This window comes from Paenibacillus sp. GCM10027630 (assembly GCF_042676305.1).
GTDB lineage: Bacteria > Bacillota > Bacilli > Paenibacillales > NBRC-103111 > Paenibacillus_S.
Map to the genome: position 1 here is coordinate 162,698 of NZ_JBHTGY010000002.1, position 13,382 is coordinate 176,079.

The window sequence follows — 13,382 nt, forward strand, 5'->3', positions numbered from 1 at the left end:
TTCAGCTAATAACTCTCTCATGGCCATGGCGTGAGCACTTGCTGCAGCCCGAGCAGAGCCAGACTGTTTGATTCATTACTGACCCAATTTTCGTTGCCATAAACGGACCAATCGGCATTCATTTGAAAGGTGTAACCGGCTAACGATTTCGGATATCCATTCAGCGTGCCGCTCCCAGCCGTATTCGGTAAGTACATGCCGCGCGGATTGTCGGATAATGACTTCGTATCCACCCTCAGCATTTCCGTTTCGAGATCCGACCATTGGTTGGCGGGCGAAAAAGAGATGTTGGCTATATGGAGCGTCCCCAACAAGGACCCCTGCCTCATTTCCTTGCTCGTACTGACCGTTCCCCCCAATCTTCCATCGTAGTTAGTTCCCACAAGCATATTAGCGTAAAAACCGCCGTTTGTTGTGTCATGGATCGGTTGAGTGCGGAGCGCGTTCAGCATCTTTTTCGCAATATTCGTAAAATCATTTTTGATCGTTGTGTTTGTTGTGATTGCAGCAGCTCTCACAAGAGCATCAACCTCTTCCGAAACCTCGCCTATTTTTGCCTGAGTATCCCATTTTTTATTGCTTCCATAGGTGGCATCATTGATGACGTAGATACGCGTGAACAAGTTATAGCTGCTGCTAAAGGCTTGATTGTAGGCGGTCATAACCTGATTATATCCGGCTGTCACCCATTCGGGATGATTAAAGCGTGTTCCCGCATCAACAAGGGCTGCACCAAGCTCAACTTGACGGTCAACTCGATAGGCATCTCCAAGATAGATCGTGCTGGAACCACAGTCACAGTTTCCCATATTCGTTTCGTGCTGAACTCCCAGCGCCGGATCGATATCGTTATATTGCTTCTGAGCCCAATTTTTAATGACATTTTCCCAATATGTTATATCACTTGAACTGTCGGTATAACTGCGTAGTCGGAGCAGTACGTAGTACATCCACCCCTTCGGGCTACTAGTGGTTCCATATTTGGACTTCACCGTTGGCAAAAGGCGTGTGATGGCTGCATTCTGAGAAGTATCGCCCGGATGGCGCCATTTATACCAGTACATATGCTGTAAAGCGCGGATATCGTTCTGACTATCATGTCGTGTTGCAGAGCCCCGGGTATCGCAAGCACCACTGCCTTCGCAGTTAATCTTCGTCGTATCCCCCCGGTGCCAGTTGATATAGATTCCGTTGTTGGTAGGATCCCATCCATAGGAGTTGATCCCATCCAAGGTCATCTTAATGACGTCATCAATCATAAGCTCCGTTGGGGAGGGACCGCCCGATGAAGGTTTGACGAAAATCGTATAAACGGCTGTGCTAGTGTTTCCGTTGTTTCCTAAGGAAACCGTCGATCCGCTGCTAAAAGACATTTTATACAAGCTATACGTATTGTTTTGGTTGTTGGTAATGTCTTCATTCGTATCGGTCCAGCCGGACAACCATGAAGGCTTTGGTATAATCGAATCATTGTGTGCCACATAGACATCGGCAGCCGCATTCACTTTAAAGGTTACTAGCGTTGTACCCGTATAGGATTTAGAGTCGTTGGCCGTGCGAATCCAATCACTTCCTGCTACACTTGCGGGAACCGCATTGAAAGTATACGTTCTGTCACCATACTGGGTATCTCCCGATTGAACATTAGTTTGGATCGACCAATTTGCAGCAGTGACGCTATCGTTCACGACCATATTAGTGATAAGTGACGAAATGGGCGAAGTCTGATAACCCGGAGTAACCACATAAGCATTGGCTGTATTCTCGTTCATCTTCAAACTCGCACCAGAGCTCATATTGTTAGTTGTAATATTCAGCACGACGTCATAATACAGTTTGTCTCCAACATTAAAATTTACCGCTGCACCTATGGTGGCAGGCAAGGAGACCAGAGTGCTGCTGCTTCCGATACTCTTGCCTGCGATAGCCGAATCGATGATTAGCGTGTAAGTACCTCCCGAGCTTAGTTTATATACGCGAACATGAACATCGGCGATAATCGTGCCGGCGCTCGTTTTGAGGTCCTGACCCGAAGCCCAGCTGCCCGCCGGGAATTGCTGTCCTTCCAATGTGCTAACATCCCATATAAAACCATTTCCAGAAGGATTCGGAGCACTGGATCCGACGCTTCCCGTTCCACCCTTTGAAAGCAGTTCTACCCATCCTGTGGAAGCATTCACTGTTGTCGCGTAACTGGTCGGATTGCTCGGCGAGTTGGGCGTCAGTTGGCGCGCATTCGGCAGTAAGGTGTCATCTGTCTTCGTTGCGTACACGGTAAGAATGGTAGCACCAGAAGCTGTTGGAATAAAAAACAGATTGCTTACCATAGTTATACAAGCTAACACAAGTAGGCAAGGCACCTTTGACCATGAAATCCAATTCCATATCCTCTTCATAAAACAAATCTCCTTTCGCATTTAAAAATCATTTTAAATCCGCAAGGTGTCTAAGAGCATAATGTTTTTTAATCATGCCTCTGTGTCGGAATCTTGGCTGCCACCCTTGGTATCACCTTCTTCATGTAATCTTACAAGGATACCCGGCCTCGCCGTCTGTAAAATTGGTGTGCATTTGACCAGGTTAATGTATCAACTTAACGAAACCGGATCCAGGCGATCCGATCAGATAGAAATGGTTATTCCATCTGACCACCCGCCAAGCTATGTTCTTTTAGCTGCTGTACTGCAAGCTGTCAATGACGCGCTGAACCATCGCTGCGCTTTCAGCACGGCTGGCATTGGCTGCTGGTGCGAATTCGCCGCTCCCGACGCCGTTAACGATACTCATCTTCGCCAGCTCCGCAATGGCGTCCTTCGACCAATCCCCGAATCGGTTCGCATCGCTGAACATGGTAATTTGCTCTTGCGCCTTCGGATTGTCATACCCGGCAAACTTCATCGCTCGGTACAGCATCACGGCCATTTCTTCACGGTTGATCTTCTTGTCAGGATAGAACAGGCTGCCTTCGTAGCCCGAAACCATTCCCGCTTGTACCGCCGCCTCAACGGCACCGCTGTACCAGTCATTTGCTTTCACATCTTGAAAACTCGTCTTGCCAGATGTTGCTTGGCTTAATCCAAGCGCCCGTACGAGAATCGCCGCAAACTCCGCACGCGTAACCGATTGATCCGGAGCGAACTTGTCAGGCGATACGCCCTGAACAATCATCTTGTTTGCCATCTGCTCGATACTGTCTTTTGCCCAGTGGTTCTGGATGTCGGCAAAAGTCATGTTGTTCACGACCACCATATACGTACTGTTCGAACGGCTGTAAATCGTCACATCTGACTTGTTCACCTTAAACGGTACAGGCGAGTACGATACATGGCCCTCACTGTCCTTCTCCACACGTACAACCGCTAGGTTACGTTCGCTTAAGCTTGATGCCTCCGCCTTCAGCACCCGCGACACATATTTGTTGAACGTATCGATGACGATGTCTTTGCCTGCCTTCGCTTTAACCGTGTAGCTTACTGTGCCCACAACGGTCATCCCTGCTTTTTGCGCCTGCAGCTTCGATGCATCGTCTTTGCCGATGCTGACTTCCAGCTCCACTTTTGCTTGGTCTACACCGAGATTGGCAGCCAAAGCCTGTAGATTGACTTCACTCAACGCCAAGGCATAGCTGCCGAGCTTGGTATCGATATAGACAATGGTCGCCTTGTTCCATGAACTCAATGATTGCACCAAATCGTTTGTAAGCGTCACGATCATTAGATCCACCGCTTCTTTACTATCGACGTTCAAGTAGATTTTGCCTGTGCTGTTGTCTTTCATCAAGCTTTCTACCGCTTTCGCATCCACCTTGGCCGTTGCTGTTTTTACTCCGCCTACTTCCGTCACAATAGTACTCACGCTTAAGGATGATGTATCGTCCACTAGCTTCGTATTCACTGGATCCGTTGCAGCCGGAGCGCTAGCGCTGCTTCCACCTGAGCTGCTGTTGGATGAAGAATGTCTGGTTGGGCTTTGACGTTGGACGTTTATTGTATAAGTTTTGGTTGTCGATTGAGCCGTCACTTCGATCCTGATTTCATTGATGCCGACTAACAAGTCAATCGGTCCGTATACAGCTCCACTGACGGTTGCAGCTCCGTTTACCCTCAAGGTCGCGCCAGCATCATTTGCCGTTGGAGTGACGGTGACACTCGTAACGTTATTCGCCACGTTGACCGTATATGCAAGACTACCCGGAGCAAACGTTTCGTTCAGTGTGCCTCCGTTTACCATTAAGCTTTTCAACGTTGCATCGGCAACTGTTGGAGTAGCAGTGGTGTACTGAAGTGTAACCACCTGGCTATCAATCATGTGTGCCTTTATCGCATACGCTTTAACAGTTGTGTTATTTGTAATCAGTATCGGACTACTACTGTTAAACACCTGACTAGCTAGTGTCGGGATCGAGCCATCGAGCGTATAATAAATCGTTGCTCCGGGTGTGGCCGTAGATAGCGTAATCGCTGTACCAGTCGCTACTGTTCCAGCTGTCGGACTTGCTGTTACCGCTGCAACCGGTGCAAGCTCCGTGCCATCCAGTCCTTGTGTTAGCACCTGTTGAATCCCAAGCAATGCCAAGCTGTTCGACTCATTGCTGATCCAGTTCTCGATATCATAAATCGTCCAATCGGTGTTTAATTCATAAGCATATCCGGCATTTGATGTAGGATACCCATTTAATGTTTCTCCTGCCGGGCGCGTATTAGGCAAAAACATGCCAGAAGGGGAAACATTGAGCGTATCAACGACTACAGCTCTCATTTCCTGCTCCAGATCAGTCCATTGATTGCCCATCAGCATATTGGCGATATGGAACGTACCTAGCAGAGAGCTTTGCCGCATTTCTTTCACCGATTTGTCCACATACCCATCCGGCTTTCCTTCATAACTCGGTCCTAAATACATTTTGAAAAAATACCCACCGTTATCCTTGTCATGTACAGGAGAGGTTCGTAATCCATTCAGCATTTTAGTGGAGATGTCGTAGAAGTCCTTCTTAATTTGCGGATCGGTTGTCACTGCACCCGCGCGGACAAGCGCATCGATCTCCTCGGACACCTCACCCATCTTAGCCTGCATATCCCACACTAATTTGTCACCGTATTTGGCATCATGCTCTACATAAATACGGGCAAACAGGCCGTACTTTTCGATAAAAGTTTGCTGGTATGCCGTCATCGTCTGCTTGTAGCCTGCAGTCACCCATTCCGGCTTGTTAAACCTCGACCCCGCATCGACCAAGGCAGCCCCGAGCTCGACCTGACGATCTACCCGATAGGCATCATCCAAAAATATAGTGCTGCTTCCGCAATCGCAGTTCGGCATATTTTGATCATGCTGTAACCCGAGCGCAGGATCAATAGAGTTGAATTGGTCCTCAGCCCAATTCAAGATGGTGTTCCTCCAAAGCTCTTTGTCCGCAGGATTGTCGGCATAGTTGTACAACCGCAGAAAGACGTAATAGAGCCATCCTTTGGCAGCTGTGTTCTTACTCCAATCATTACGTACTCTTGGCGCCAAACGGTTAATCATTGTGTCATACGTCGTATCGCCGTTATTCCGCCACTTGAACCAATACAGATGCTGCAACGCGCGAATATCATTCTGTACATCATGGCGGGTAGGTTTGCTGCGGTCGTCGCATGAGCTGCTGCTGCACTGCACTTTGCTCGTGTCATCCCGCCGCCAATTAATGAAAATTCCATTGTTGACCGGATCCCAACCATAGGAACTGATCCCGTTCAACGTTGTTCGAACAATGGCATCAAGCTCTTCATCCGTTGCTAGTGGTTTAGGCGGTTTGATTGCCGGTATCGCTGGATACACGTACAATGTATATTTATCTGAGGCCGTTGAATTGTTAGCTACATCCTTGAAGGTAACCGTGATCGTGGAATAACCCGAACCGACCGCATTGACTTTACCGGTTTGGGATATCGTTGCGACGGACATATCGCTGCTCGAATACTGCGTTTGCGGTGAAGCAGTCACGTCATATTTTTTCTGATTACTGTATACTGCCGTGACAACGGACTGCATCGTTGCTCCTGCCGAACCGAGAATCGTCGGAGATAGCCCTTTCAATTGAACACCTACTAAGGCTGGTCCTGCCCCCGTATCCGGCGGATCCACATAGGAGCCGGATGATTTCGTGGTTAGCTTCAGGTTGCTCTTCCCATTAACGGTATCTACATCAAAAGCGCCTTCACCCTTCGTGATCTTTAGCACAATATCATAATAAAGCAGATCGCCGTCTCCAAAGGTAACATCATAAGCCGGTGATGCTGGTGCTGCTTCACAAGCTACCTTCCCATCCGTGCTTCTGCAGTTTTCCGAGACCAAATCAACAATTGGAGTATATACTGGGTTGGCCGTTCTGGCTCCGCTTAATTTGTAAACCCGCAAATGAAGATCGCCGGTGATCCCGTCGGATGTCTTTGCTTTCATCGCCTGAGCGGCATGCCAAACGCCGCTCGTTGTATAGGTTTGACCTGCCAAACTTCCCGGAAAAACGAATCCATGCCCCGATGGCTGGGGAGGCGTACTCATCGGCTTGATGCGGGTTTCTAAGGTAAGCTCCGAGCCAGCTCCGTGCGAGTCAACCTCCACCCAACCTGTAGTAAGCGGGAGAAGATTCGTCTGGCCCGAACTGGTAGAGCTTCCGGTTGGTGCTGTCATAATAAGCTGATTCGCCGCAGGAAGCACCGTATCTTCCGTATTGGTTACGTAAAGAGCACGATTAGACGGAGTATACGCCGCATGGGCAACAGGCTGCAGTACAGGCAGCAAACTCACTAGCAAGCACACGATCATAATAATGGAGAACGAACGCAGACAACGATTATTTTCGTGAAGCGCTTTCATTATTGCTAACAACTCCCTTCAATATCATATACGTCGGAGAGGATGATAGCTTCCCTGCTGAAGGAAATGCAACAGGGAAGCTAAGCCCCCTTTTAATCGAGTCGGATTATTTTTTATTCGCTTTGGCGTAATCCGCGCCATACTCTTCAATCACTTTGCTGCCGCCTTCTTTGAGCCATTGGTCGACGACTTTGTTGAATCCGGCTTCATCCAGCTGTCCCATAATAAACTTGACGCGAGCATCGTCGATCAATTTGGTCAGCTGTTTCCCCTGCGTATTCATCGTATCCGAGTTGAACGGATCAATTGGCCGCGGAATCGCATATTTCACATCATCGCTCTGCAATTGTTTGTATTTTTTGATGACTGCCGACTCTTCACCCTTCTTCGCCAGTTCACCGCGGTCGAAGCGAAGTTGGTTGTAAGGCGCCCAAATTTCGTCGTTCCACACTTTATCATCCAGACGAACTGGTTTTCCATTGTCTATTTTGAAGTGCTTACCTTCAAAGCCCCATGCCATCAAGTCTTGTACCGCCGGATCGGCGAATTTATCCAAACGCGCTAAAACTTGTTTTAAGTCTGCTTCGGTTTTGATGCTCGTTTTGGGGAACAAATACATCCCGTTATAACCGGTACCGGCCTGAATTCTTTTCCCGTTCTTTCCTTCGATTGGACCGATGACATCCAGCACCGCTTTCGGATCTGATTTTTGCAGTTCGGTAAAGCGCGAGCTTACATCGTCCAAAACGTTAAAGTATATGCCCGCTTTTCCTTTATTAATTAAATTGGTGCTGTCCGTGGCCACTGCGAAATCCTGATTGAACCACTTATCCTGATACATTTGACGGTATAATTTCATAACCTCCATATAGGGCTGGGTCATGAAATCCGGAATAAATTTGCCGTCTTTCACTTCCCATTCGTTAGAGCCGCCATAATACATCATAAAATGTTTAAAGCCTGTCGGTACGGGACCTTTCGAAGCAAAGCCGTACGTATCGTTTTTACCGTTCTTGTCCGGATCATTTTCTGTAAATGCTTTGAGTACTTTGATCAGATCATCCAGCGTTTGCGGTTCTTTCATACCTAAATTGTCCAGCCAATCTTTGCGGAAAACGATACCGTCTCTCGCTGGTTCTCTAAGCTTCGGAATGGCATACATTTTGCCGTCGATCGATGTATTCTGTAAGCTTATATCCGGCAGTTTGGATAAATTAGGAAACTGCTTCAATAGGGGACCGATTTCCCAGAACATGCCGGAACGAGCCGCATTGACTACAACCGGGGATTTTTCAGTAATAAAGAATACTTGCGGCAAATCATTTCCCGCTATCATCGCCGTCATTTTATCCGTGTAAGCCGGATTCGGAATCCATGTCATATCCAGCTTAGTGTTCGTCAGCTCTTCAAACTTTTTCATGAATTCGCTATCGACCTTTGGCGGTTCCGTTGTGAAATAAATGTTGGACATGGTCATTTTCAATGGGCCACTCTGAACAGGCGCTTGCTGCACATTCCCCGCCGCTCCCGGCGTATCCTGCTTGTTGCTGCAGCCATACGAAAATGCTGTTAACAAGCTTAAGGTGGTCAACATTACTGTCATTCTACTTTTTTGGGTCATTTGAAACTGCCTCCTTTTTATTGTCAATAAATATATCAAACTCACCCTTTTACAGAGCCGAGCAAGACACCTTTGGCAAAATGCTTTTGCAGGAAAGGATACACCATCAAAATCGGAAGGGTCGAAACGACAATAACAGCCATTTTAATCGTTTCTGCAGGGGGAGCGACATATTCTGCGCTAAAACCCTGAGAGTCGCCGATGCCGCCCTGGGACATAATGACGATTTGGCGCAGCAATACCTGGATCGGCCATTTGGTGGTATCGTTGATGTATAAAATTGCGCTCATGAACGTATTCCAATGGCCAACTGCATAAAAGAGCGAAAACGTCGCCAGTGCGGGCGTGGACAAGGGCAGCACGATCCGAATTAAGGTTTGCAACTCGTTACATCCGTCGATTTGGGCCGATTCCTCCAAGCCATCAGGAAGCTGCTGAAAAAAGTTTTTAATGACAATAAGATTAAATGAATTGATAGCGCTTGGGATAATGACCGCCCAATAACTGTTCAGCAAACCCAATGCTTTGACGACCAGAAAAGATGGTATCATTCCTCCGCTAAACAGCATTGAAAAAATAATCAGCAGCATAATCGGGTTGCGGCCCTTCAGACCTTTTTTGGCTAATGGGTATGCCATCAGCACCGTAAACACCAAATTAAACAGAGTGCCCATGACGGTAATAAATATCGTTACCCCTAAGCTGCGGATAAGAGTAGCCGTCGAGAAGATGTACCGGTACGCCTCCAAAGAGAACTTGGTCGGGAACAAGATGAAGCCCTTCTCGAGCAGCTCTTGTGTTGTAGAAAATGAACCGGCGATCGTGTATACGAACGGTATAGAGGTAGTCAGTGCCAATAGCAGCAGCAGCGTATAGTTGGTAAAGTCAAACAGACCACTTCCTAAGCTTTTGTCTCGTACCATGAATGTTCTTCCTTTCTCCTTAATATAGGCCTTCATCGCCGAGTTTTTTGGCCAGCTTGTTAGTGGAGAGCACGAGAATCAGCCCGACAATGGATTTGAACAGACCGACAGCCGTCGTAAAGCTGAATTGGCCTTGGGTTATGCCGACGGTATACACATATGTGTCGAACACTTCACCGACCTGACGGTTCATGGCGTTCAGCATGAGCCAAATATGCTCAAACCCGGTATCGAGAAAATGGCCAACTCTCAATATAAGCAAGATCACAATCGTACTGCGAATGGCTGGCAAGGTGACGTGCCAGATTTGACGCAGCCTTCCGGCTCCGTCCATTCGGGCTGCTTCGTACAATTGCGGATCTACGCCTGCAAGCGCCGCCAAGAAAATAATCGTTCCCCAACCCGCTTCCTTCCATAATGTTTGTGAGACAATCATCGTCCGGAATAAGTCCGCGCTCAGCAGAAACTGAATTTTTTGCCCCCCATACGTTGCGATCAATTCGTTGACAATCCCGCCTTCGGTCGTCAGAAAAATATAGGATAGACCAACGACGACAACCCATGAAACAAAATGCGGCACATAAACCATCGTCTGGACAAATCGCTTGAACGGCTCTTTGGCCACTTCATTCAACATGAGTGCAACAATAATCGGCGCCGGAAAGAAGAAAACAATATTATAAAAAGCCATGATAAGCGTGTTACGCATCAACATCCAAAAATCCGGTAACATAAAAAAACGTTCAAAATGCTGAAATCCAACCCAGCTACTTCCGAAAAAACCAAGAAAGGGCTGATAATTTTGAAAGGCAATCAGAACTCCCCAAATCGGAATGTATTTAAAGATGATATAATATACAATACCGGGGAACAGCATAACATATAGCCAGCGATGCTTGATGAAGTAATTTAATGGCGACGAACGTAGTTTACTTAGCATGGTTACCTCCTGTTCTCGGGTTCTCATATGTTGGATAGCCGATTGATCTCGCTTGCTACATCCATTGCCACACCTTGGGTAATCATAGCGTCGATATAGTCGTGTCTAAGCTTTTGCTTAATCTGCTCGTTCCATTTCTGTTGATTGATAAAAGCTAGGATTCGGCAGCAATCGTTAAATTGCTCAATGTTAAAATTGTAATCGTCGGCCACCGTCAAGCCGCGGTCTTTCTTCAGCTGAGCCGCCATTAATTCAACTAAAGCGGCAAAGGCCGGGGTTCCCACGTTAATATGAAGATTTCGGTTCCATATCCATTTGGATACTTTCTCAGCATATAACGATTCATTTACTCCCCTGAAATCGATATCATCAACCGAATTCTCCAGTTCATCGACCTGGTTGGACACTCCTGCGTCTGCTGCTTGATCATTAGCTCTGATCCTAAGCAAGCCTCCTTTAACCGGCGGTTCAGTTAACCCTTCTACGAAATCGTCGGCAGCCGCCACAGCCTCAATCTCCACGCTGGCCGATTGCAAACCTGGCGAGGAAACGGTGAATCGCACCTTACCTGTTGCTTCGGTAGAACGGACCGGAATGGCGACCGGAACGTCGATATACATAGTCCCTTCCATTTCGTTGCATTTATCGATATCGGAAGTGTAGCTGTCTGGTCCTACCAGCTTGGCTGGTCCGCTTAGTGTAAAGTGCAAATCGTTTGACGCACCATACACATGTACCCCCTGCTCGTCCACAATATCAATCGTCATTAACACGATTCCGGATCGATCAGCCTCAAATTGTGGATGAGAAGCAGTGACCACCAGTTTGGCTGGGGGTCCAGCCATTACAACTGCATCCTTGACGATGATGCCGTTGTGCGTTCCTTGTGCTATAATCGTTCCTTGTTCTATCAGAACATCGGTAAACACGACCGTAAAATCGTTGGTTTCCGTTGGTTTTTGGCTGCTGATGACTTTGCCGTTCACGGACAGCGTAACTTCTTCGCAGTTGCTGTTAACCGTAATGCTGCGTCGATATCCCAAATAGCGAGAGGTCCAATCATAAGGATGAATGAATACCATCGTCTGCTTCGACCAATTCGCCTGCCACAAGTAGTACAAATATTTCGGCATCCGATAGCTGTCCACCCAGCCCTTCGGATTGATGTGCTTCAGTGGGCTGTTCAAATATTCCCGGTCGCAGCCATGGTCCGCATACAACCATTTGGCTCCTTGAACGGCTACAAGCCGTTCACCGTTTTTCGTGAGCGATTGATTGTGCTGCCATTCTTCATGTCCTGTGTGCTGATGGTTGGAAGGCTCCAACGGCTTCACATCTTCGTTATACCAACCGCGGATCGTGCAACGCAGCAAATGCTCCATGGGCATCTGATGGTGAGTATGCGGTAAGTCTTCGCCCATGCCCGCGCAGTGGCGGCAGTGGATGATGCGGGTGTCGTCCTCCGAATAAGCCCAGCGCGGGTCGGCCGCGTGATTCGTTTCGTTCCCCATGCTCCACATAATAATACTGGGATGGTTGCGATCCCGGCGGATCATTTCGCGTACATGCTGCTCTTGAATATCCTCACCGAAGGCGATGTTTTTAATGTTAGGAACTTCTTCGCAAATCAGCAAGCCATATTCATCGCACAGATCATAAATACAAGGATCTTGATTGTAATGACACGTTCGCATAAAGTTAAACCCGAGATTATAGTGGATATCGCGCAAGTCCTTCTCATGCATCCATTTCGGTTGGGCATCACCTAGCCACGGATATTCTTGGTGTCGGTTCGAACCGTGAATATGGATGCGCTGTCCGTTCAAATAGAGCTGTTTTTCTTCATAATTCCATTCAAACCAGCGGAAGCCAAATGTACTGACATATCGATCGGTTATTCTTCCATAGATCTTCAATTCAGAACAAATCTGATACAGTATGGGAGTATCTGGACTCCACAGCTGCGGTTGCTCCACGCAGCCGCAAGTCTGATCAAATTCAGCCAACTCGCCTGAAGCCAAACGGCGTTCCACTGTCATCTCTGCTACAAATTCGCCATCTGGCCCCCATATCTGCGTAAGAAGTTGGCAGACAACTTCTTGCTCATACTCGTTCTTGACATAGGTTCGAACCCTCACTTTCCCTTCATCTGACGACAAATCCGGTGTCGTGATGAACGTACCGCCTTCATGCAGGGCTGAGCCTTGGAACGGAATGTGCAGCTTATCTTTAATGATGATTCTTACATCGCGGTAAATGCCCCCGTACGTGTTCCAATTGCCTGCTGTCATAGGCGGGATACCACCGAAGAGGTCATTGCGCCGGTTAGACACTTCGATGGCCAGTACATTTTCCTCTCCGAACCGTAGAGCATCAGTCACATCGCAATAAAATGAGGTGAATCCGCCCTTATGATCACCGATGAATTGTCCGTTCAACCAAACCTTCGAATATTTTTGTATACCATCAAATTCAATAAAAACTTTTTTGGAACGATAGCGGTCATCAAGGATGATTTTTTTCCTATACCAGCCCCAACCGTACCACCAGAAGGCGTTGTCTTTTTCTGAAGGATTGCGGATGAACGGATGCATTTCTCCAGTCGTTTCATAAGTGCTCCATGTATGCGGAACGGCGACGGCAGACCATGTCCGATCATCGAACTCAGCGGCAATCGGCGACAGATCTTCCTCTTCTGATGGATAATAATTGAATTTCCAGTCACGATTAATTGTCTTTTCCACTCGGATGTCTGTTTTCTTAGTCATAGCTGAATTCTCCTCAGTCAAATAGGGATTCTTATAGCTTGTTAGCGTTCGTTTGAGCCAACGCCATGATCCAAGCGATCACGTTGGATTTAACATAAGGGACGATGCGATAACGGTCTATAATCATTTTGACAATAATCAGCAACAAACCTGGATAATCACTAACATCATCACATGGATATGCAGAATAAATCTCCCAAAAGTGAAGTAAAATCTTCGTACCCTATTCCTATTACTTTGGAGGCCCCCTCGGAAACAACAAAAAAACA

6 protein-coding genes are annotated in these 13,382 nt (G+C 47.4%); all 6 read right to left on the minus strand.

What is annotated here, in order from left to right; all coding sequences use genetic code 11:
- Positions 1-17: 17 nt before the first annotated feature.
- The 6 genes from ACFQ0C_RS02220 to ACFQ0C_RS02245 all read right to left on the minus strand — a co-directional run bounded on the left by ACFQ0C_RS02220 (position 18) and on the right by ACFQ0C_RS02245 (position 13,113).
- On the minus strand, positions 18-2,396 hold the full coding sequence (locus ACFQ0C_RS02220) for a hypothetical protein (RefSeq protein WP_379363540.1): 2,379 nt from the start codon (positions 2,394-2,396) through the stop codon (positions 18-20).
- 274 nt (positions 2,397-2,670) lie between these two features.
- Positions 2,671-6,861, minus strand: coding sequence for an S-layer homology domain-containing protein (locus ACFQ0C_RS02225; RefSeq protein ID WP_379363542.1), 4,191 nt, complete (start codon positions 6,859-6,861; stop codon positions 2,671-2,673).
- A 106-nt stretch (positions 6,862-6,967) separates the two neighbouring features.
- Positions 6,968-8,482, minus strand: a complete 1,515-nt coding sequence (locus ACFQ0C_RS02230) for an extracellular solute-binding protein (protein ID WP_379363544.1) — start codon at positions 8,480-8,482, stop codon at positions 6,968-6,970.
- Between the two features lie 41 nt (positions 8,483-8,523).
- Complete coding sequence (locus ACFQ0C_RS02235) at positions 8,524-9,405, minus strand: carbohydrate ABC transporter permease (protein WP_379363546.1); 882 nt, start codon at positions 9,403-9,405, stop codon at positions 8,524-8,526.
- 19 nt (positions 9,406-9,424) lie between these two features.
- Positions 9,425-10,345 (minus strand): ABC transporter permease, encoded by a 921-nt coding sequence (locus ACFQ0C_RS02240; protein WP_379363548.1) that lies wholly within the window; start codon positions 10,343-10,345, stop codon positions 9,425-9,427.
- A gap of 23 nt (positions 10,346-10,368) precedes the next feature.
- Positions 10,369-13,113: a glycoside hydrolase family 2 TIM barrel-domain containing protein gene (locus ACFQ0C_RS02245; RefSeq protein WP_379363550.1), complete on the minus strand. Its 2,745-nt coding sequence runs from the start codon at positions 13,111-13,113 to the stop codon at positions 10,369-10,371.
- Between the last annotated feature and the right edge of the window lie 269 nt (positions 13,114-13,382).

Bases quoted from the DNA above. Each gene is read 5' to 3' on its own strand.
- ACFQ0C_RS02245 (WP_379363550.1), bottom strand. From the start codon at position 13,113: ATGACTAAGAAAACAGACATCCGAGTGGAAAAGACAATTAATCGTGAC.
- ACFQ0C_RS02225 (WP_379363542.1), bottom strand. From the start codon at position 6,861: ATGAAAGCGCTTCACGAAAATAATCGTTGTCTGCGTTCGTTCTCCATT.
- ACFQ0C_RS02220 (WP_379363540.1), bottom strand. From the start codon at position 2,396: ATGAAGAGGATATGGAATTGGATTTCATGGTCAAAGGTGCCTTGCCTA.
- ACFQ0C_RS02235 (WP_379363546.1), bottom strand. From the start codon at position 9,405: ATGGTACGAGACAAAAGCTTAGGAAGTGGTCTGTTTGACTTTACCAAC.
- ACFQ0C_RS02230 (WP_379363544.1), bottom strand. From the start codon at position 8,482: ATGACCCAAAAAAGTAGAATGACAGTAATGTTGACCACCTTAAGCTTG.
- ACFQ0C_RS02240 (WP_379363548.1), bottom strand. From the start codon at position 10,345: ATGCTAAGTAAACTACGTTCGTCGCCATTAAATTACTTCATCAAGCAT.